The organism is Aquimarina acroporae (assembly GCF_023195925.1).
In the GTDB taxonomy this organism is placed as follows: Bacteria; Bacteroidota; Bacteroidia; order Flavobacteriales; family Flavobacteriaceae; genus Aquimarina; species Aquimarina acroporae.
Genome location: NZ_JALPRE010000009.1, coordinates 129,990 through 152,558, shown reverse-complemented (window position 1 = coordinate 152,558; position 22,569 = coordinate 129,990). Strand labels below are relative to the sequence as shown.

At 34.4% G+C, this 22,569-nt stretch carries 18 protein-coding genes; 6 read left to right on the top strand and 12 right to left on the bottom strand.

From position 1 onward, the window contains the following. Positions 1–100: 100 nt before the first annotated feature. Positions 101–1,120 (bottom strand): alkaline phosphatase D family protein, encoded by a 1,020-nt coding sequence (locus M0D21_RS14450; protein ID WP_248330738.1) that lies wholly within the window; start codon positions 1,118–1,120, stop codon positions 101–103. A gap of 78 nt (positions 1,121–1,198) precedes the next feature. Here M0D21_RS14450 and M0D21_RS14445 point away from each other — a divergent pair, with 78 nt between their 5' ends. Genes M0D21_RS14445 through M0D21_RS14435 form a run of 3 tightly spaced genes read left to right on the top strand, consistent with a single transcriptional unit; the run spans position 1,199 to position 3,928 of the window. Next, the gene (locus tag M0D21_RS14445) at positions 1,199–2,206 is read left to right on the top strand and encodes a DHH family phosphoesterase (protein ID WP_248330736.1); all 1,008 of its coding nucleotides are present in this window, start codon (positions 1,199–1,201) and stop codon (positions 2,204–2,206) included. Then, positions 2,203–2,754 (top strand): gliding motility-associated peptidyl-prolyl isomerase GldI, encoded by a 552-nt coding sequence (gene gldI, locus M0D21_RS14440; protein ID WP_248330734.1) that lies wholly within the window; start codon positions 2,203–2,205, stop codon positions 2,752–2,754. Before M0D21_RS14445 ends, gldI begins: the two co-directional genes overlap by 4 nt. A gap of 13 nt (positions 2,755–2,767) precedes the next feature. After that, positions 2,768–3,928, top strand: a complete 1,161-nt coding sequence (locus M0D21_RS14435; RefSeq protein ID WP_248330732.1) for a peptidylprolyl isomerase — start codon at positions 2,768–2,770, stop codon at positions 3,926–3,928. Between the two features lie 76 nt (positions 3,929–4,004). Here M0D21_RS14435 and M0D21_RS14430 read toward each other — a convergent pair whose 3' ends face one another. Then, positions 4,005–5,465: an aminoacyl-histidine dipeptidase gene (locus M0D21_RS14430; protein WP_248330730.1), complete on the bottom strand. Its 1,461-nt coding sequence runs from the start codon at positions 5,463–5,465 to the stop codon at positions 4,005–4,007. A 108-nt stretch (positions 5,466–5,573) separates the two neighbouring features. Here M0D21_RS14430 and M0D21_RS14425 point away from each other — a divergent pair, with 108 nt between their 5' ends. Then, positions 5,574–6,656, top strand: coding sequence for a DUF3810 domain-containing protein (locus M0D21_RS14425; RefSeq protein WP_248330728.1), 1,083 nt, complete (start codon positions 5,574–5,576; stop codon positions 6,654–6,656). Here the strand turns inward: M0D21_RS14425 and M0D21_RS14420 are convergent. After that, complete coding sequence (locus M0D21_RS14420; RefSeq protein ID WP_248330726.1) at positions 6,641–7,330, bottom strand: hypothetical protein; 690 nt, start codon at positions 7,328–7,330, stop codon at positions 6,641–6,643. The two genes, M0D21_RS14425 and M0D21_RS14420, sit on opposite strands and share 16 nt — an antisense overlap. Positions 7,331–7,476: 146 nt before the next feature. Between M0D21_RS14420 and M0D21_RS14415 the strand changes: the two genes are divergently transcribed. Together M0D21_RS14415 and M0D21_RS14410 are read left to right on the top strand one after the other, a co-directional pair. Beyond that, positions 7,477–10,467, top strand: coding sequence for an amidohydrolase family protein (locus M0D21_RS14415; RefSeq protein ID WP_248330724.1), 2,991 nt, complete (start codon positions 7,477–7,479; stop codon positions 10,465–10,467). A gap of 16 nt (positions 10,468–10,483) precedes the next feature. After that, positions 10,484–11,779 (top strand): amidohydrolase family protein, encoded by a 1,296-nt coding sequence (locus tag M0D21_RS14410; protein ID WP_248330722.1) that lies wholly within the window; start codon positions 10,484–10,486, stop codon positions 11,777–11,779. A gap of 45 nt (positions 11,780–11,824) precedes the next feature. On the opposite strand, the gene M0D21_RS14405 is transcribed toward M0D21_RS14410, so the two are convergent. The 9 genes from M0D21_RS14405 to M0D21_RS14365 all read right to left on the bottom strand — a co-directional run bounded on the left by M0D21_RS14405 (position 11,825) and on the right by M0D21_RS14365 (position 22,568). Beyond that, positions 11,825–13,084, bottom strand: a complete 1,260-nt coding sequence (locus tag M0D21_RS14405) for a TlpA family protein disulfide reductase (RefSeq protein WP_248330720.1) — start codon at positions 13,082–13,084, stop codon at positions 11,825–11,827. A 122-nt stretch (positions 13,085–13,206) separates the two neighbouring features. Then, positions 13,207–14,331, bottom strand: coding sequence for a pyridoxal-phosphate-dependent aminotransferase family protein (locus tag M0D21_RS14400; RefSeq protein ID WP_248330718.1), 1,125 nt, complete (start codon positions 14,329–14,331; stop codon positions 13,207–13,209). Positions 14,332–14,608: 277 nt separating this feature from the next. Beyond that, complete coding sequence (locus M0D21_RS14395; RefSeq protein WP_248330716.1) at positions 14,609–15,403, bottom strand: DUF6503 family protein; 795 nt, start codon at positions 15,401–15,403, stop codon at positions 14,609–14,611. Between the two features lie 77 nt (positions 15,404–15,480). After that, positions 15,481–16,467, bottom strand: a complete 987-nt coding sequence (locus M0D21_RS14390) for a DKNYY domain-containing protein (RefSeq protein WP_248330714.1) — start codon at positions 16,465–16,467, stop codon at positions 15,481–15,483. A gap of 107 nt (positions 16,468–16,574) precedes the next feature. After that, complete coding sequence (locus tag M0D21_RS14385; RefSeq protein ID WP_317250445.1) at positions 16,575–17,759, bottom strand: asparagine synthetase B; 1,185 nt, start codon at positions 17,757–17,759, stop codon at positions 16,575–16,577. 100 nt (positions 17,760–17,859) lie between these two features. Next, the gene (dnaB, locus tag M0D21_RS14380) at positions 17,860–19,404 is read right to left on the bottom strand and encodes a replicative DNA helicase (protein ID WP_248330712.1); all 1,545 of its coding nucleotides are present in this window, start codon (positions 19,402–19,404) and stop codon (positions 17,860–17,862) included. Positions 19,405–19,572: 168 nt separating this feature from the next. Continuing rightward, a complete protein-coding gene (locus tag M0D21_RS14375; RefSeq protein ID WP_248330710.1) occupies positions 19,573–20,526 on the bottom strand; it encodes an acetyl-CoA carboxylase carboxyltransferase subunit alpha in 954 nt (317 codons plus the stop codon). Between the two features lie 52 nt (positions 20,527–20,578). After that, positions 20,579–21,511 (bottom strand): DMT family transporter, encoded by a 933-nt coding sequence (locus M0D21_RS14370; protein ID WP_248330708.1) that lies wholly within the window; start codon positions 21,509–21,511, stop codon positions 20,579–20,581. Next, complete coding sequence (locus tag M0D21_RS14365; protein WP_248330706.1) at positions 21,498–22,568, bottom strand: LptF/LptG family permease; 1,071 nt, start codon at positions 22,566–22,568, stop codon at positions 21,498–21,500. The genes M0D21_RS14370 and M0D21_RS14365 overlap by 14 nt, the downstream gene beginning before the upstream one ends. Between the last annotated feature and the right edge of the window lies 1 nt (position 22,569).

The following is a 22,569-nucleotide window of genomic DNA, read 5'->3' as shown; positions in this document are numbered from 1 at the left end:
GGTTTTTAAAATTTTTGTGCAAAAGTAGCTATAAAAGCTTCAAAAACAAGAATTATTATAAGAAACTATAACTACCTTTATCTATATATTAAGAAACCTTTTAGTTTTTAGGATATTCACGTTTATAATCTTGCAGGACGGTATTACTCTCTCCTATCATCTTCATAGTAACCTTATAGCTATCAAAATTAAATTGAATTACACCGAAACTTGGAACAGAAATAACTCTTCCCAATCTATATCTATTCGATTCTCCCGTATATTTTGAATATGAATGCGTAAGACCACTAGAGGTGAAATCTATTAACGGGTATTTAAGTCCTTTTACCTTGGCACTTGAAAACTCTGAAATATGCCTATCGCCGCTTATTATAATAGCGTTACGAACAGCATTTTTGACCAATAAATCTTGAAGTTTTTTTACTTCATGAGGAAAATTCCCCCAAGTCTCAAATCCATGCTCGGCAGATAAAAACTGTATACTACTTACGATAACTAAAAAATCTGAATAGTTACTTGCCAATTCTTTTTCTAACCAAAGCCATTGTTTTTCTCCTAAAATAGTACCTTCACCACTCTGATAAGGTTCATACCTATTTTCCTCTGTAGTACTTCTTTTAAGAGCTGTTCTAAAATAACGAGTATCCAATACAATGATTTTCACACTTCCTTTATCAATTTCAAATACCTGGGATGTGTATACTCCTTCTTGATTTCTTCTTTTATCATTTTTGGAAACTCCCATAAAATCTAAGAACAATTGCTGACTCTCTTTCTTCATAATCCATTCTTTTCCTGCATCGTTTTGGCCATAATCATGATCATCCCAAGTTCCCATAATAGGCACATTAATCTTTAGTTTCTTATATCCTTCAATAGCATTTTGCGCCTTGTAATCATTGGCTACTTTTTCCATGTTTTCAGAATCTGCATAAACGTTATCTCCTCCCCAAATAAAAACGTTTGGTTTCTGTGAAATAATATCCTCCCAAAAAGGTTGTGGCAACGTTGGTTTACTACAACTTCCAAATACAATAGTGAAGTCCGAAACGTTATTTTGAGAAAAAATCGAGGAAGTCATTAGCATAAACAAAATAGGCAAAATAGCTTTCTTTTTCATATGAAGTTTTATTGAAGTAAAACAAAATTAATGCTTCTAATATTACCAAAATATTATTTGTCGTATATTCGCTGACTTATGGACATGAAAGAGATCAAAGAGCTTTTAGGCTCACCGAAAAACATCGTTATTACTGCTCACAAAAATCCAGATGGGGATGCTATCGGATCCTCATTGGCGTTATATCATTATCTACATTCGTTAGGACATAAAACTACTGTGATCGTTCCAAACGAGTACCCTGATTTTTTAAACTGGGTTCCTGGAGAAAATACAGTACTTAAATATAGTACAGATACCGAGATCGCGACATCCAAAATAAACGAGGCCGATCTTATTTTTACTTTAGACTTCAACCACTTGTCCCGAAGTGGTGATATGGAAACTATTCTGAGCGAAGTAAGTGCCACTTTTATCATGATTGATCATCATCAACAACCCGACTCTTATGCCAAATATACGTTTAGCGATACCGGCATGAGTTCTACTTGCCAAATGATCTATCATTTTATCGAAAATCTAAAGGATCTGGACAAGATAGATTCAAAAATTGCAACCTGCATTTATTTGGGAATCATGACAGACACGGGATCTTTTCGATTTAGATCTACAACCAGCACTACTCATCGAGTTATTGCAGACCTTATCGATAAAGGCGCTGACAACACTAGTATTCATGAAAACATATATGACACCAATACGCTTTCTCGCTTACAATTAAGAGGAGTTGCTTTAAATAATCTTGAGGTTTTACCAGAGTATAAAACTGCATATATATCCCTTTCACAAAAAGAATTAGACCAAAACAATTTCAAAAAAGGAGATACCGAAGGTTTTGTAAATATGGGGTTATCGATTGATGGGATAAAATTTGCCGCAATTTTTATTGAAAACAAAAAAGAAGGCATTATAAAAATCTCATTACGCTCCAAGGGGGATTTTTCAGTGAATGAATTTTCTAGGGACCATTTTGAAGGAGGAGGGCATCACAATGCCGCTGGTGGCAAAAGTATTCTTACTTTATCTGATACTGTTGAAAAATTTATTAGTATCTTACCATCTTATAAAAATGTCCTAAATACATGAGAACAATTCTTTATTTGATTGGTCTTTCTTTACTACTTTTTTCTTGTAAAACTCCAGAAGCCAGAAGGCCCGTTAGCATAAAATCGGGATCATTTATAACTGAATCTATTAATAGAAACAAACAGTTGGCTGCTAAGGAAGAAGCTAGAATAAAAAAAATCATGGACAATGATACCCTACATGACTATATAACCTCCGAAGGTGGCTTTTGGTATTATTATAATAAAAAAGATACCACTTCCAAAATAACCCCGAAGTTTGGTGATATTGTGAACTTCAACTACAATGTAAAAGACCTTAACGGTAATACTATCTACTCCAAAGAAGAATTAGATACGATTACCTATTATATTGATAAAGAAGAACTTTTCTTGGGACTTCGAGAAGGTCTTAAATTAATGAAAGAAGGAGAAGTAGTTACTTTTCTATTTCCATCCTACCAAGCATATGGTTATTATGGCGACGATCATAAGATTGGAACAAATATTCCGTTAATGAGTGAAGTGACACTCAATAAAATCACAAAAGAATCAACAACAGAAAATTAATCAGTTTAAAAAAATGAAAACATTAAACCTTTTATTCTTGGCTATCGTTTTGGTAGCTTTTGGCAGTTGTAACGAAAAGTATCCAGATTTAAATGATGGGCTTTATGCTGAAATAGTGACAAATCAAGGTACTGTAGTAGCAAAGTTACATCATACTCTTACTCCTATGACGGTTGCCAATTTCGTTTCTCTTGCTGAAGGTACAAACACCATGGTTGACAGCTCTTATGTAGGGAAAAAATATTATAACGGAATCATTTTTCATAGAGTTATCGAAGATTTCATGATACAAACGGGAGATCCTTTAGGAACCGGAACAGGGGATCCTGGATATAAATTCCCTGATGAATTTGTAGACTCCTTAAAGCACAAATCAAAAGGTATTCTTTCTATGGCGAATTCTGGCCCTAATACAAATGGAAGTCAGTTTTTCATTACCTTAAAAGAAACACCTTGGCTAGATGGTAAACATACTGTTTTTGGTGAGGTTATCTTAGGACAAGATGTAGTAGACAGTATTGGTACTACGAAAACAGGAGCAAGAAATAAGCCTGTAGAAGATATCAAAATGCTTGAGGTAAATATCATAAGAAAAGGTAAAGACGCAAAATCTTTTGATACCGAGACTGCTTTTACGCAAAGAATTAAAGAAATAGAAGAGGAAAAAGCTGAAAAAGAAAAATTAATTAAAGAACGTGACGACAAAATAGCTGCAGACTATGCTAAGTTAAAAGAAACAGCTACCAAATACGATAGTGGATTAGAAATGGTATTCTTGAATAAGGGAACCGGTGAACAGCCTAAAACCGGGGACAATATATTGGTAAATTATGAAGGTTACCTGGCCAATGGTAAAATGTTTGATACCAGCTATGAAGAAAAAGCCAAAGAATTTGGTGTATTTAATCCTAGAAGAGGACCTTACGGACCAATACCAATGCCTTATTCTCCAGATGCCAGAATGATTCCTGGTTTTAAGGAAGGAGCGTTACAAATGAAAAATGTAGGAGATAAAGCTATACTTTTTATTCCATCGCACTTAGCTTATGGTGAAAGAGGAAGCGGACCTATACCTCCTAATTCTGATTTAATATTTGAATTAGAAATTATGGATATCGCAGATCCAAATACTCCTCCTCCTGGGCACTCAAAAAATGATGGACATAATCATTAATACGATTTAATAAGTACCATAAAAAACGGCTTAAGATTAAAATCTTAAGCCGTTTTTTATATCAGTATATTCAATATTATCTCTTCGGAATTTCCTTAAGAATCTCAAGCACAAACTTCCAATATTTTTGAGCCGAAGAAATACTTGCCCTTTCATCTGGAGAATGAGCACCAAGAATAGTAGGCCCAAAAGATATCATATCCATATTAGGATAATGTTGCCCTAGAATACCACATTCTAAACCAGCATGACAAGCAGCCACATGGGCTTTTTCTCCATTCAGTTTTTCATATAAATCATCCATCACCTTTAATATGGGAGATTCCATATTAGGAGCCCACCCAGGATAATCACCACTAGTATTTACTTCGCAACCTATAAGCTCGAAAGTAGCTCTAAGCTTATTTACCAGATCTCCCTTTGAAGATTCTACACTACTCCTGGTTAAACATTCTATAATAATTTCACCCTCTGCCACCGTTACTTTAGCAATATTATTAGAAGTTTCTACTAAATCAGAAATAGAGGCACTCATTGTGTACACCCCATTATGGGCTGCATACAGAGCTTTAATAACACCTTCCTGCACCCCCAACTCCATTACTTTAGAAGGTAATTCAGTTTTCTTTATATCTATAGTTAGATCAGGATCGGCAATGTTAAATTCTTTTTTAATAACAAGAGTAAGTTCATTCATTTCATACTCAAAGGCACTCTCATGAATAGTATCTACCACTACGGTTGCAAAACTCTCTCTTGGAATAGCATTTCTTAAACTCCCTCCTTTAATTTGATTCACCTGTAAACCAAAATTTTCAAACCCATCAAATAGCATTCTATTCATAATCTTGTTTGCGTTTCCAAGCCCTTTATGAATATCCATTCCAGAGTGTCCTCCGTTAAGCCCTGTTACCGAAATAGTGTAAGCCGTCTTCCCTTCAGGAAGTACTTCTTCAGTATATTTTCTTTTTGCAGTTACATCGATTCCCCCAGCACATCCTACACCAATTTCATCATCTTCTTCGGTATCCAGATTCAATAAGATATCCCCTTGCAACCAACCTCCTTCAAGTCCCATAGCTCCAGTCATTCCAGTTTCTTCATCTATCGTAAACAAAGCTTCGATAGCCGGGTGTTCTATTTCTTCAGATGCTAGTATAGCCATTATTGTAGCCACTCCTAGCCCATTATCTGCACCAAGAGTTGTTCCTTTTGCTCTTACCCAATCTCCATCAACATACATTTCTATGCCTTGCTGGTCAAAATCAAAAACAGTATCTGCGTTTTTCTGATGCACCATATCTAAATGGGATTGCATTACTACTGTTTTACGATCTTCCATACCCAAGGTGGCAGGCTTTTTAATAAGTACATTTCCTACTTTATCAATTTCGGTAATCAATCCCAAGGATTCACCAAAGTTTCTCATAAAAGCAATTACTCGTTCTTCCTTTTTAGAAGGTCTTGGAACTGCATTTAAATCGGCAAATTTGTTCCATAGTTCTTTTGGCTCTAGATTTCTTATTTCTGAATTCATATGATATCGCAATATTGTATTTTGGCAAATGTACTATATTAAGATAATCTTAAACTAAATGATATATTAAATGTTGTAGATTTACCATCACATTTGATCAAAATTCGTATGCAATCCAAGACCAAACTTTACCTCACAATACTACTTCCGGTTCAAATTATTTTAATAAAGATATTTTCTTTTTTTCCTGAGGTTGTTGAAAGCGTTTATAGCAATGGTATTTTTGTGTATACCTCTAAAGCACTTCGTTATGTTTTTGGATGGATACCTTTTTCTTTTGGTGATATTTTGTACAGCATACTTATTATTCTTCTTTTCCGCTTTTTAATTAAAAAAGTATTGCACAGAAGAATTAGGTGGAAAGAGGTTTTATTAGATATAGGTGCTACATTATCTATTGTATACCTTTGCTTTCATATGCTTTGGGGAATGAATTACTACCGATTACCCCTGCATGAAATCTTAAACATCGAAGACCAATACAGCGAACAAGAACTTATAGAGGTTACCGAAAAACTTATTGTTCATGCCAATAACATACACTCGAAAATAGAAGCAAATGATTCCTTATCTGTAAAAATTCCATACACCAAAGATGAGATTTTTCAAAAGACTGTACCAGCCTACCAACAACTTAAAAATGTATTTCCTGAATTAAATTATAGTCCAAAGAGCATAAAAACCTCACTATTAACTATTCCATTAACCTATATGGGATTTAGTGGATATTTAAACCCCATAACCAATGAGGCCCAGGTGAATGGATTAATATTGAACTATAAGGCACCTACCACGAGCTGTCATGAAGAGGCACATCAATTGGGGTTTGCCAAAGAAAATGAAGCTAATTTTATTGCTGCACTTACTACTATGAACTATGATGATATTTATTTTAAATACAGCGGTACGACGTTTGCTCTTAAATTTTGTCTAAATGATTTATATCTTCGAGATGAACAAAAAGCTATTTGTCTCATAGAAGAAGAGCTTAGACCTGGTATTAGAAAAAACTATATCGAGGTAAATGAGTTTTGGGACTCTTACCAAAACCCATTAGAGCCTATCTTCAAGAGCACTTATGACAGTTATTTAAAGGCAAACAATCAACCAGAAGGTATAGAAACCTACAGTTATGTAGTTGCACTACTTGTAAATTATTTGAAAAATAAAGAAACTTATAACGTGTTGTAATAATCTACTATTGCCACTAAATCATTTTCCTTCTTATAACTTAGTTTTCTGGATGAAACAAATTTTTCTATTTCACTTTTCTTATTTCCTAATACTCTAAGAATGTCTTTCTTTTTCAACTTAACATCAATTAAGTTTCCTGCAAGGTTTCTTATGTAATATCTATCATCATCTGTAAAAGTAGCCGGCATTGTACCTCCTAATCCCGAAGAAGGTTTTACAGGTTTACTTATAATCTTTTTTGCTCTTAATACTAGAGATGTTTTTTGGTTTCCATTAAAAACCACAAAATATCTACTCTCTCCATTATGACTTAGAACCTTGTACATATAATTTTTAAACACAACAGCCATATCGTCTTCTTTTAAAAGAGCAGATTTTTTACCGTTATCCATAATTTCCATCTCATCATTATAGGCATTGTATCGTACCGAAAAATTTCCTAATAGTTTATCAGCACCTAAATAAACATCTGCACTTTTGTAATTTTCTTCTCTATATTTACTTCCAGCTATGGCACTTTCTTCGATAGTTTCTTTGGTCGCTGGTTTTGTAATATTATTCAATCGAACTGCATTAACACCTCTGTACTCTATAGCAGTATTTGTTTGGGCTTGCTGAGCCCAACTAAAATTCATAATAAATAAGGCAATAACAAAAAATAATTTTCTCATGATCGGTATAATTTTAGTATAAGTTAATTAAATCTCACAAGTTTTATTCCTAAAATACGGTTTCTACTGTTAAAAAAATATTAATTAACAAACTCGTGCCCTTTCAACTTCTATATTTAAATCTGATATAAACACGTTACTCAATTATGAAAAAACTTCTATTATCAATTGCGGTGATAATTGGAGGGATTAATTCTTACTCACAAGAATATTTCCCAAAAAATGATGGAGTTAAAACCTCCGATTCTAACTACACCGTATTCAAAAATGCTATAATTCATACTACTCCAGATTCTGAAATAAAAAACGGGATACTGGTCATCCAAAAAGGGAAAATTATTGACGTTGGAAGCTCGGTGTCTATTCCAAAAAACAGTGTGATTATAGATTTGAAAGGAAAACATATCTATGCATCGTTTATAGATCCTTTTACCAATTTTGGAATAAAAAAACCCAAAAGCCAGGGAGGAAGTATCTTTAGTTCTGGAGGACAACCACAATGGGATGCTTCTAGAGAAGGGTATTACTGGAATGATCACATACGCCCAGAAACCAGTGCTTTAACAGCATTTAAATACGACAATAAAAAAGCAACAGAATACATCAAAGAAGGCTACGGAGCATTACAAACTCATATGCCAGATGGCATTGTAAGAGGTACCGGAATTATTGTTGCCCTAAATAACAAAGGCACCAAAGGTGATCGATTATTGAGTGAACGATCTTCTCAATTTCTTTCGTTTGAAAAAAGCAACCAAAGTAAACAGGTTTATCCTACCTCACTTATGGGAGCAATGGCTTTGTTACGACAAGCGTACTACGATGCAAACTGGTATGCCATGGGTAAAGCAAATAATAAAGATTTGTCTTTAGAAGCACTAAATAAAAACAAAAGTTTACCTCAAATATTTGAAGCCGGGAGCCGCATCAATGGCTTTAGAGCCGATAAGATTGGGGATCAATTTAATACCCAATACATTATTGTAGGAGGCGGTGACGAGTATGCCCGAATCGATAAAGTAAAAGCTACAAATGCTTCGTATATCATTCCTTTAGATTTTCCTAATGCCTATGATGTTTCAGACCCATACATGAATAGCATAGTGAGTCTGGGAGATATGCGACACTGGAATCAAGCTCCAACTAACCCCACTGCCTTAGCAAAAAACGGGATAACATTTGCAATTACTACTCACAAATTAAAAAAAGTAAGTGATTTATCCGCTAATCTAAAAAAGGCAGTAGATTATGGATTAGATAAAAAGACTGCATTAGCATCTTTAACCACTATACCGGCCGCTTTATTAGGAAAAAGTGATCTTTTAGGAACTATTAAAAAAGGGGCATATGCTAATTTTTTAATTACAAAAGGAGAGTTCTTGTCGAGTGATTACATGGTCTATGAAAATTGGGTACAGGGAGAAAAAAATATCATTAATGATATGACGGTTAAAGATCTTAATGGAACATACGAATTAAGTTTAGCAGGAAAATCATACGACCTTAACATTTCAGGGAAACCTGCTTCTCCAAAAGCTGAAATTAAGTTAGGTGATACCAAATTAGGATCTAAAATAAACTATAAAGACAATTGGATCACTATTACCTTTACAGATGCCGATACTACGAAGACACAATATATGAGAGTGGTTAGCGCTATTGGAGAAAATACCAATTTTTGGACTGGAAAGGCCATCTTGCCTAATGGGTCAGAAACTTCTTTTTCAGTAAAGAAAAAACCGGAAGATAACCCATCAAAAAAAGAGGAAAAATCTCCTGAAAAAGCTAAAATACCAGAAGTTTTACCTGTTAAATACCCAAACATCGCTTATGGAAACGAGCAACTGCCTAAAGCAGAAAATATACTTTTCAAAAATGCCACAGTTTGGACCAATGAAACGGAGGGTATTTTAGCAGAAACCGATGTCCTTATTAAAAATGGTAAAATATCTCAGATTGGTAAAAATCTTAATGCAGGAAATGCAAAAGTCATAGATGCTACCGGAAAACATCTTACTGCGGGAATTATTGATGAGCATTCGCATATTGCTGCTGCTGCTATCAATGAAGCCGGCCATAACTCTTCTGCCGAAGTTACTATTGAAGATGTAGTATCACCAGATGATATTGACATTTACCGAAATTTAGCTGGTGGAGTAACATCTATACAAATTCTTCATGGTTCTGCTAACCCTATAGGTGGACGTTCTGCAATTTTGAAATTGAAATGGGGAGAAAGTGCAGAAAACCTCATTTATAAGAATTCTCCAAAATTTATCAAATTCGCTCTTGGTGAAAACGTAAAACAAAGTAATTGGGGAAGTACTACAAGATTTCCACAGTCAAGAATGGGAGTAGAACAACTTTATATCGACTATTTCACTCGTGCCAAAACTTATGAAGCTCTTAAAAACAGCGGAAAACCATTCCGTAAGGATATTGAAATGGAAACACTTGTCGAAATACTCAATGGCGAAAGATTTATTAGTTGTCACTCCTATGTACAGAGTGAAATTAACATGCTTATGAAAGTAGCTGAGAAATTTAATTTCACAGTAAATACTTTTACTCACATATTAGAAGGTTATAAGGTTGCAGACAAAATGGCTGCTCATGGTGTTGGAGGATCAACTTTCTCTGACTGGTGGGCCTACAAGTTTGAAGTTAATGATGCAATACCTTATAATGCAGCTATAATGCATGAACAAGGTGTTGTAACTGCTATTAATAGCGATGATGCTGAAATGTCTCGTCGATTAAATCAGGAAGCTGCAAAATCAGTTAAATATGGAGGTGTTAGTGAAGAAGACGCATTAAAGTTCGTAACATTAAATCCTGCTAAACTCTTACACATTGATGATAGAGTTGGAAGTATCAAAATTGGGAAGGATGCAGACATTGTGCTATGGACAGACCACCCATTGTCGATTTACGCCAAAGCTGAAAAAACAATTATTGATGGAACAGTATATTTTGATTTAGATAAAGATCGTTCTATGAGAAAATCTATTGCAAGTGAGCGCAATCAACTTTCTAAAATGATGCTTAAATCTAAGAATAAAGGTCTCAAAACACAACCTCCAAAGAAAAAGGAAAAGCAACGTTTCGAATGTGAAACTATAGAAAGTATTCATTAATACAAGAAGAACAGAAATGAAAAATATCATATTTATATATACAGTTTTGTGCATCTTTTCTTTGGGAAGAATTGTGGCACAACAGACTCCCGCAGCATCGCAAAAAACTCCTATTACTATTACTGGAGCAACTGCCCATATTGGTAATGGAGAAACTATTGAGAACAGTATTATCATCTTTGAAAACGGCAAAATAACAGACATAGGAGCTAGTGGTAGCGTGGCTACAAAAGGAGAAGTTATTGATGCTTCAGGAAAACATGTATATCCAGGCTTCATTGCTCCTAATTCTACATTAGGGTTGGTAGAAATTGGAGCTGTAAGAGCGTCTAACGATCAAAATGAAATTGGAAACTTTAATCCTCATATAAGAAGTATTATTGCCTATAATTCTGAAAGTAAAATTGTTGAAAGTATGCGACCTAATGGTGTTTTAATCGCTCAAATCACACCAAGAGGAGGTACAATATCTGGTACTTCTTCGATTGTTCAGCTTGATGCTTGGAACTGGGAAGATGCAATCATCAAATTAGACGATGGAATACATCTAAACTGGCCAAGTCCTTTTAAAAGAGGAAGATGGTGGCTTGGAGAAGAACCTGGTTTTAAACCTAATAAAGAGTATCAAAAAAATGTAACCAAACTAGACGATTATATTTTAGATGCCAAAGCCTCATTACAAAATACTTCTTTTGAAAAAAATCTACCTCATTTGGCTATGGAAGGGATTTTTGATGGTTCTAAAACACTATTTGTTCATACAACTTCAGAAAAAACGATATTAGATGTTATTACCTTCAAAGTAAAACACAATATTGCTAAAATAGTTATTGTTGGTGGAGATGAAGCCTACAAAGTTAGTAGTGAATTAAAAAACAATAATATTGCTGTACTAATTACTAGGACGCACTCTACTCCTGATTTTGAAGATGATGATTATGATTTGCCTTATAAAAATGCTAAACTACTTATGGATGCTGGGGTACTAGTAGCTTTACAAAACTCTGGGCAAATGGAACGCGCAAATGCCAGAAATCTTCCGTTTCAAGCAGGGACTGTTGCCGCCCATGGGTTAGACAAAGAAAAGGCATTACAACTCATAACAGGTAACAGCGCAAAAATTCTAGGAATTGATGAGTTCGCAGGCACACTTGCTGTTGGTAAAGATGCAACCTTATTTATTAGTAAAGGTGATGCTTTAGACATGAGAACAAATCAACTGGAAAAAGCTTTTATTCAAGGCAGAGATATTAGTCTTGAAAGTCACCAAACCAAACTCTGGAAACGATACAGTAATAAATACAGTAAGTAACTTTAAACAAAAAAAACCATCAATTTCATTGATGGTTTTTTTTGTTTATTCATATTGAGATAAAATCTCTTGTACTTCTTCTAGTGCCATTGCCCCAGTTCCTCTTACCAAAATGTTAAGTTCTTTATCTAAAAGTATAAAAGTGGGAAAAGTATCTATTCGTAAATCATCCAAAATCTTTGGGTACTTTTCCATACCTGCCTTTAAATCCCTTTGCAAAAAGACATGATTCCATTTCATCTCATGAGTTGTAATGTGCTCAAAAACTTTATTTCTATCATCATCAAAAGCTAAACTAACAATAGAAAGGTGTTTAGAAAACTCTTCGTTAAGTTTTTTAACTTCAGGGTTGAGTTTTATACATGGAGCACACCAAGTTCCCCAAAAATCTATGAGTAAATACTCTTTATCGACCGTAAGTTTTGAAAAACTGGTGGTAGTAAACTGAATATCATTAAACTTTAAATCTTTTAGCTTATCTCCTACAGCTATGCCATGCGCTTTTTCCTTTAATTTTAGATCTGTAAAGAACACTTCAGAAAAATCAGGAGTAATACTATCGATTCGAAAATAAGACGTTTCTATTTGTACAGTATCTTTAAGTTTGGTTTCTACAAAATCATAATCCATTCTGCTAGGAAAATCTTCTTCTTTTTTAGCAAATGTATACGATGTCCCATTCCAACTTGGGCTCACGGCAACATTATATTCTTCATCACTCAAAGACATTGTGCCATACCATTTATGAAGATAGGCTGGCATGCGAATAATGAGCTCGGTAAACATAAAGTCTCCAGGTTTAACAACCATGCTATCATTAGGAACAACTTTAAAAACATGGGTGTTTTTAATCGTCTTACCTAACTTATATTCTGAATATTCTATCGTGTCGTACGCTATTTGTTGATCATAATTGGCTCCCATTCTCCATTTCCCAAATTGACGATCAAAATAATGTCTTTTATCATCACTTAGATCTTTATTAAAATTACGGTCATATGCAATAACATATTTTCCATTCTCGTAACCTGAATACGCGTATATTTTATCAGGGGATATAGAATCAGGAGTAATACCACTTTTAAATTTAAAATACTGTAATCTCATAGTGTCCAGCTTTGGAAGACCTTTTACTTCTTCGGGAAAAGAGTCTAAAATTCTAAAAGAGAATTTAACCTGACTCCCCAAATCTATTTTTTTGGTTAAGCTTACTGAAAAATCCCCGATCTCTTTTTTATTTTGAATCTTGTCAGATTTACAAGAAAAAAGAGATACGGTCACACACAGAGTAAGTAGTTTTTTCATAAAAACAGAATATTTGAGTTACTATACAATATATTTCATAACACATAAAAATGTTACTTAAAAAGTAATATTTTTTTAAAAAACTTATCACTTCTAAATCCCATTATAAATATTCAGGCTGGTTATCCTCTTTTAAATTCCTTTATATCTTCAAGTGCACTAACAAGCATATTAACATGATTAAGCGTACAACTCTCTCCCATAATTCCTACTCTCCATATTTTACCTGCAAAAGCTCCGAGACCTCCTCCAACTTCAATATTATATTCATTTAATAATTTAGAACGTAAAAGAGCTTCGTCATTACCTTCTGGTAGAAACACAGAGTTTAGATTTGGAAGCCTATATTGTTCATCTACTAAGTATTTAAACCCTAGTTCTTCCAACTTTGTTTTTAATACTTCATGTACTGCTTGGTGACGTTCCCAACGTTTTTCAAGACCTTCTTCTAATACTATTCTTAGAGATTCTCTAAGTGCATACACAGAAGATACGGGAGCAGTATGATGATAAGCTCTTTTGGCTCCTCCCCAGTAATTTTTCACTAAGCTAAGATCTAAAAACCAACTTTGTACTTTCGTTTTCCTATTTTCAAGTGCTTTAAGAGCTCTATCAGAAAAACTAACTGGAGAAAGCCCAGGAGGAGCACTCAAACATTTCTGGGTTCCTGTATAGATCGCATCAATATCCCAGTCATCCACTCTTAGCTCTACTCCGCAGTACGAGGTCACCGCATCAACCATTAGTAATCCTCCAGCGTTATGTATTAAGTCACTTATTTCTTTTAAAGGCTGCAGTGCTCCAGTTGAAGTTTCTGCATGCACCAGCGCTAACATTTTGGGTTTGGGACAAGTCTCCAGCGCATTCTTTACATCTTCTGTAGTGATTATGCCTCCCCATTCTTTTTCAATTTTATGCACAACAGCTCCACACCTTTCTGCAATATCTGCCATTCTACCTCCAAAGACCCCATTTACACCAATAATAATCTCATCTCCAGGCTCTAGTAAATTCACCAAACAGGTTTCCATACCTGCACTACCTGGCGCAGAAACCACAAAGGTTAAGTGGTTTTTAGTAATAAACGTTTCCTGAACCATCGTTTTAACCTCATCCATAATTGCCACAAATTCTGGATCTAGATGGCCAATAAGTGGTGTGGACATGGCTTTTAAAACTCTTGGATGCGCATCAGAAGGTCCTGGCCCCATCAATACTCTTGTGCTTGTATTTAACTCCTTATACATATGTTTTCTTTTTATGAACTATATCGTTTTCGTAAATCAAATAAATAAAAGCTATAAAATTAGCGATTTTAAAAAGTAACCCTTTTTCTGATAAAGATGATTTTTTAATCAAAACGACAAACTCTTAAAAAATTTTCAATATTTATATTCCTAGAACAACTCAAATTAGCACATTCTTAAAATCAACCATAAATTTTTATCAAAAAAAATCCGCCAATGCTAACATTGACGGATCTCTTTCCAATTATGATTTAAAAACAAGACTTTTCTTTATGTTTTATTCTTCTGCCGGTTTTTCGAACAATTTGAGAGCAGGTTTTTCTTTACTCACGCTAGCATTTACAAAATTCCTCTCGCTTTTAACCTCTCCTACAACTCCATCTTCATAAGTTCTCCATTGAAGAGTTTTTGGCAGTAATAATCCATTTACATCATTCCATGAAGAATATTCTATCAAACTAATTTTTTCACTGGTTTCTTTACTAAAAAAGGTAACAGTATAGCCCAAAAACTTCATTTGTTTTGTGGTGGCGTCATAATAAATAAAGTAATTGTCCTTGGGCGAATCTCCTACTCCATCACCATAGGATATTTTGTACCCAGGATAAGACTGATCGTCTACCTTTAAGTCCTCTACCTTTTCATAAGAAATTCCATCATCTCCCAATACAAAAGGCATAGCATAAAAATAGAACATAAGATTATGATAAAATCTAGGATTACCTTTAAAATAAGTTGAATCTTGAACCAACCAAGCATCTTTACCATCGAATCCAAGGGCAAATTTATCGGTCTCAATGCGGGCGTGACGCGTTTTGAGATCTGTTGTGTGTTTTTCATTTCCTTCTGGATTAGCCATTTCAAAGATCAAAGTTTGCATTTGGTCAAACTGTTGAATCCCACCATGAGCTTTAAAAACAGCGGCTATATCTTCGGGAAAATCTGATGATCGATCTGGAACTATTTCTTCTTTGGGAGTTTCAGCAACATCAGCTTTAGGGTTAGGTTTCGTTTCCTGTTTACAGGAAATAAATACTACTGTAGCCAATACTAAGGTAAGTAACTTTTTCATGGTTAGGTTATATTTTGTTTTATGTTTAAAAACCTAATAGTCGTAATAATAACATAACCTTACAAAAACATGGTGGTCTATCTTTTTTTAACAACTTTACCTCCTTCATAGACATTATTTTTATCATAAAAGATATAGTCTATTTCATCATATTTAAAAGTTCGAGGATCTGCTCCATCAATTATTTTACCAAGAAAGTAAACATGATTCATATCTTTTGCATAACCAAAAGCTACCTCTTCAAAAGAAGACGCGTCTGCTTGACTAAGAAAATTCCCATCAAAGTATATCTTATCATCAATTTTGATCAAGGCTTTTTCATCAAAAAACTTTATCTCGTCAGGGTTATCAAAAGGTATACGCATGATTTGATTTATACTCTCCTGCCCCATTCTTTCTGTGCGAAAAAATACATTTTCATTATCTCTAATACAATATGAAGTGAGTGATAGTGTTTCAGAAATAGTAATGCTATCAATCTTTTGTAGAGGTTTATGGTACCAATAATGATAGATTCCATTTCGATCCTTACAAAACTCATCATTTATGATTTCAAAAGATTCATAATCTACTTCTGTTAATTTTTTATTATTTCTAAACACGTAGTTTTTATCTTTTGCAAAATCATAGCTCAGTTGTAGATAAGTATTTGGGTCAGCATCTTCAAGTATTCTAAAACCTTTGCTATTATTACTTAAATAATAATAGGAATCTACCAATACATAGACATGATTTTTATCCATTGGTACATATCCCTCTATTACTTTGAAAGAAGGAACATCTATATTATAATCAATTTCTCTGGATTTAAAATAGGCATGTTCACCATCCTTAGCATAATCATTTCCCAACACTTGAAAAGAACCTAAATCTACATTCATTTCGGTTTTACCCAGTTCAAACCAGTTGCCCATTGGGCTATACACAATATGCTCTTTATCTCTAGAATAAAAGTAGGAGTTTGAAATCTGTTCATTTACCAGTCCTCCAAAAGGATTGAAAAATCGGTATATCCCATATACCAATAATGAGACTACTATTAGAAAAATGATTGCTAAAGTCATGAGTACTTTTTTTATCATCACTTGTTTTCTTAAAATACAAAACAAAATTATAAAAAGTGCTACTCACATTTCCCCCAATAAACCGTGAAAATTAACTATGAAGAAAATTATGTTTTTTGCTTTTTCTTTTTTGCAGCGGGAAAGAGAACATTGTTTAAAATAAGGCGATATCCCGGTGAATTAGGATGTAACTCTAACTCTGTTTTTGGATCTCCTACTCTATGGGTATAATCTTCTGGGTCATGCCCTCCGTAGAATGTAAAAAAGCCTTTCCCTTTTATTCCATGAATATACCGAGCCTCTCCATTAGTTTTATTTTCACCTAGAATTAATACATTAGATTTTATTTCCAATGGGTTATATGCAGTTGTTTGCCCCATAAATCCTTTAACCAGGGCCGTATGATTCTGACACAACATTGTAGGAATAGGATCCCATTTTGCCGAAAAATCCATCAAAGTAAAGTAATCTGTAGTTTTAGAAATACGACGTTTCCTAGTCATATCTATAGAAGAAAATTCATAAACATTTGGACTTCTTTCTAAGGTAAAATTCTTAAAAGCAAAAGTTTTACTATAATTAATTTTCGATTGGTAACCTGGTTCACTAGGATCACCATCGAACATCGGTTCACATATATCAACGCCTTCCGCTGCTAGAGCAATCTCAAAACTATCGGTAGCACTGCACATGGCAAACATGAATCCTCCGCCCACAACATAATCTCTTATTTTTAGAGAAACTGCCAACTTTTCTTGAGAAACTTTTTCAAATCCCAGAGATTTTGCCAATTTTTCGGCCTCAGCTTTTTCCTTTATATACCAAGGAAAAGCACGATAAGTAGCATAAAACTTACCATATTGCCCAGTAAAATCTTCGTGATGTAGATGTAACCAATCATACAGAATAAGATTATCTTCTAATACTTCCTTGTCATATACAGTTTCATAGGGGATTTCTGCAAAAGTCAATACCATCGTCACGGCATCATCCCATGGTTGATTACCTTTAGGAGAATACACCGCTATTTTAGGAGCCTTTTCTAAAACTACTGCTTCCATATTTTGAGAAGGGCTAGAAATTTCTTCCAAAATTTCTTCAGTTTCGGCATCACTAACTATTTCATAGGTAACGCCTCGAATGGTGCACTCTTTTTTTATGTCTTCGGTATCTGGCAAGAGAAATGAACCACCTCTGTAGTTAAGTAACCACTTCACTTTTAAATCTTTGCTTAACGTCCAATATGTGATTCCATACGCCTTAAGATGGTTTTGTTGCCCATCAGCATCCATTGGAATAAGCACATAAGAAGCAAACGACTGAAAGGAAAAAGCAATCGCAAAAATACTGACAAATAGTGTTTTTATCTTTTTACTAAATGGTTTCGATATTTTAGAATGGTACCTCATCATCATTATCAGAATCATTTATACTGCTTCCGAAAGCTTCATCGGCACTAGGAAGATGACTTGTATTAAATGGTTCTTCTTCGCTACCATCGTTCATCTTCGAATGAAACTCAAAAGGAGTACTAAAGTCATCTAAGTTATCAAATTTACCTAAGTGTCCAATAAATTTTAACCTAATATTTTCAAGTCCCCCATTACGGTGCTTAGCTACAATAAATTCACCTTGACCTTGAGTTGGTGATCTTTCTTCATCATCCCACTCATCTATTTTATAGTATTCTGGTCTGTATATGAAAGCTACGATATCGGCATCCTGCTCAATTGCTCCAGATTCACGAAGGTCACTAAGCAATGGACGCTTACTACCTCCACGAGTTTCTACCGCTCTCGATAGCTGTGATAATGCGATAACGGGAACATTTAATTCTTTTGCTAAAGCTTTTAGGTTACGAGAAATAGTAGAAATTTCCTGTTCACGATTTCCGTTCTTACCGCTACCTCCGGCTGTCATTAATTGCAAATAATCTATAACAATCATTCTGATACCGTGCTGAGAAGATAGTCGTCGTGCTTTTGCCCTAAGGTCAAAAATTGATAACGAAGGGGTATCATCGATAAACAAAGGGGCTTTTTCAAGATCCTTTACCTTCACGTTCAATTGTTCCCACTCATGTTTTTCTAGTTTTCCGGTACGTAACTTTTCCGAAGACAATCCTGTTTCTGAAGATATCAAACGTGTGATAAGCTGGACAGATGACATCTCTAACGAAAAGAAAGCTACTGGAATATTTTGTCCAACCGCCATATTTCGGGCCATAGACAGCGTCAAGGCAGTTTTACCCATACCCGGGCGGGCAGCCACGATAATTAAATCACTTGGCTGCCATCCCGAAGTAAGTTTGTCTAGCTTATCGAAACCAGACGGGATTCCACTTAAACCTTCTTTGTTAGATATCTCCTGTATCTTCTTTTTAGCCTGAATAACTAAACTTTGTGCTGTCTCTGTAGATCTTTTTATATTTCCTTGGGTAACCTCATACAAGCGAGATTCTGCCATATCAAGTAAATCAAAAACATCTGTGGTTTCATCATAAGACTCTTCAATAATTTCGTTTGATATTTTAATCAAACTCCGTTGAATATATTTCTGAAGAATAATACGCGCATGAAACTCGATATGCGCTGATGACGCTACTTTTTGGGTTAATTGTATTAAATAATAATCTCCTCCCGCAAGTTCTAACTTCGAATCTTTTTTTAATTGACTAGAAACCGTTAATAAGTCTATTGGCTCGGAGTTCTCAAAGAGTTTATATATTGCTTCAAAAATGTATTGATGCGCTTCTCGATAAAAAACGTCTGGGTTAAGAATATCGATAATTTCGTCTACCCCTTTTTTATCTATCATCATTGCCCCAAGCACAACTTCCTCTAAATCAACGGCTTGAGGAGGTATTTTTCCTTTCTCAAGTGGTATTACGTTCCCCCGACCGTAATTTACCTGTTGAGCTTGTTGTACTTTTTCCATAACTACGAATGTAAAAAAATTGTAAAGAGATGTACCCTATTACAAAGATACGAATGTCCACTGGTCATTAACAAATGAACTGTTGATAACTCTTTTTTATTGTTGATAAGCATAAAAAAATCTGAAGTCAAAAACTTCAGATTTATGTAATAAGTGATTTATTAAGGGTTAGCCTTTAAAGACTCCCATGTTTGCATATTTATCCATACGTTTTTCTACCAGATCTTCTGGTGATAAGTTTTTGAATTCTTCATACGTGGACAAAATTTTATCTCTTACTGTTTTAAATATTTTCTCACGATCACTATGAGCACCACCTAAAGGTTCTTTCACAATTTCATCGATAAGCTTTTGTTTTTTCATATCAGTTGCAGTAAGCTTTAATGCTTCGGCCGCTTGCTCTTTATACTCCCAGCTACGCCATAGAATAGAAGAACAAGATTCAGGAGATATAACAGAGTACCAAGTATTCTCCAGCATAAGGACTTTATCTCCTACTCCTATACCCAAAGCACCTCCACTGGCTCCTTCACCAATGATAACCACAATAATTGGTACTTTAAGCCTAGTCATCTCAAGAATATTTCTAGCTATCGCCTCTCCTTGACCTCTTTCTTCGGCTTCTAAACCAGGGTAAGCTCCTGGGGTATCAACAAAACAAACTACAGGAAGGTTAAATTTCTCTGCACTTTTCATTAATCGTAGTGCTTTACGGTATCCTTCGGGATTAGCCATACCAAAATTACGATACTGTCTGGTTTTGGTATTGTATCCTTTTTGTTGCCCGACAAACATGAAACTTTGATCACCGATTTTCCCAAGACCTCCAATCATAGCCTTATCATCCTTAACGGTACGATCGCCATGTAGTTCTAAAAATGATTCGCCACAAATAGCGTCTATATAATCTAACGTATATGGTCTTGACGGGTGCCTTGAAATTTGGACGCGCTGCCAAGGAGTTAGATTTTTATATATATCTTTTTTAGTTTCTTGTAGTTTTTTTTCTATTTGCTTGCAAGTGTCTGTAACATCTACTTCACTTTCTTCACCTATCGCGCAAGCTTTCTCGAATTGTTCTTCAAGTTCTTTTATGGGGAGTTCAAATTCTAAATATTCCATAATCAAGAATACAATTTATATTAACTAAGGTTAGCTGACAAATATAAAAACTTTACTTCGTAAAGTCGTGTAAAGTTGTAGGACTTTTTCTTTTTTTAGCATTTTTAAGAATTCCATTGGCTACAACAGTACCTAAAATAATCAATGCTCCATAATAAAACTGTGGACTCATTTTTTCTGATTCTCCGAAAAATACGAAAGCCAAAAGGATACCATATACTGGCTCTAAGTTAATGGTTAGCATAACCGTATACGGACTTAAATATTTCATTACCTGTACAGAACCTATAAAAGCATAAGCCGTACAAACAGAGGCAAGGAGCAATAGATACATCCAATCTTCAAAAGAAAGCTGAAAGAATGAAAGACTAAATCCATTTGCACTATCACCAAGAAAAGTAACTCCAAAAAGATATATAGTAATTACCCCAACACCACTTAACAATTCATAAAAAGAAATCATTGACGGATTATACTGCTGCGCAATCTTACCATTTATTAATGAGAATACCGATGATAAAAAAGCCGAAATCAAGGCATATAGTATACCTAAAAAGTAATCGCCTTCAACTTGAAAAATCACGTACAACCCAACAATTACCAATAATCCGAATAAAACTTCATATCCAACCACTTTTCTTCGATAAAATATAGGCTCTAAAATTGAAGTAAAAAAGGCCCCGGTTGACATCATTGCCAGAGTAATAGAAACATTAGATGCTTTTATCGCCGCAAAAAAGGTAATCCAATGCAACGCAATAACAACACCTGCTACAAACAATGTAAAAAATAGACGCCTCGAAATATTTAAGGATATTTTTTTAAAACTAATGTACATCAATATAAAAACCGATGCCATTAACATTCTATACCATACTAAGGGAAGTGCATCTATAGATATTAATTCTCCCAGTATTGCAGTAAACCCCCAAACAAATACAATAAAATGTAAATGCAGGTAATTTTGAAGTTTAACGTTTGGCATTATATAAGAGGTAAATTGCTAATATACCAAAAGATATATTTGGGAACCATACTGCCACAACAGGCGGAAAATCAGACTGATTTGCCAATGTTCCCAGTACTTTATCAAAAAATATAAATATAAAGGCGAGCGATATACCAACTGCCAGATTTACTCCCATCCCCCCCCGTCTTTTCATTGAAGAAACCGCTACTCCAATTATGGTTAAAATAAATGCTGATACAGGGATACTCCATCTTTTGTAAGCAACCACTTTATAGCGGTTAATATCAGACGAACCTCGTTTACTTTCTTTTTCAATAAACTCACTAAGTTCGGTATAATTAAGTGTTTCGGCAACATAGGTTACTGGTGTAAATTCATCAATATTAAATGGAAGAATAGTATCTTTTGTTTTGCCTTTTTCAATAATATCTTTGTCTTCTAAGATTTTTCTCTTCACATAATTTGTCAATTCATAGATACTATCCTTAAACTTAATCTTAGAAGCCGATATTTTAATTTTCAACACATTGCCATCAAAATATTCTAAAGTAAAATCTGTTGCAGATTTATCAAGAGGTTTAAAGTTATTGGCATATAAAAATATACTATCATTAAGTTGTCGGTATACATTTTTGGTTTCCTGAACCTTTCTTCCCTTTTTTAAATATGAATATTTAAATTCATTAAACCCCTGACTTGCCTTAGGAGCTAAAAACAAACCCATAGCCAAAGCCGCAATACAAATAATAATTGCACCTATCATATAAGGTCTTAAAAATCTCCAAAACGAAACACCAGAACTAAGAAAAGCGATAATCTCGGTTTTATTTGCAAGTTTTGATGTAAACCAGATTACCGATAAAAAAACGAACAACGGAAACAAGAGATTTGCAAAATATACTGTAAAATCTAGATAGTACCCTATAACCGCTTCAAAAGGCACCTTGTGCTCCAGCATATTATCTATTTTTTCAGACAAGTCAACTATAATCCCGATTGGGATAAAAAGTAAAATCATCGTAAAAAAAGTACCCAAATATCGTTTAAGAATATACCAATCTAGAATTTTCACA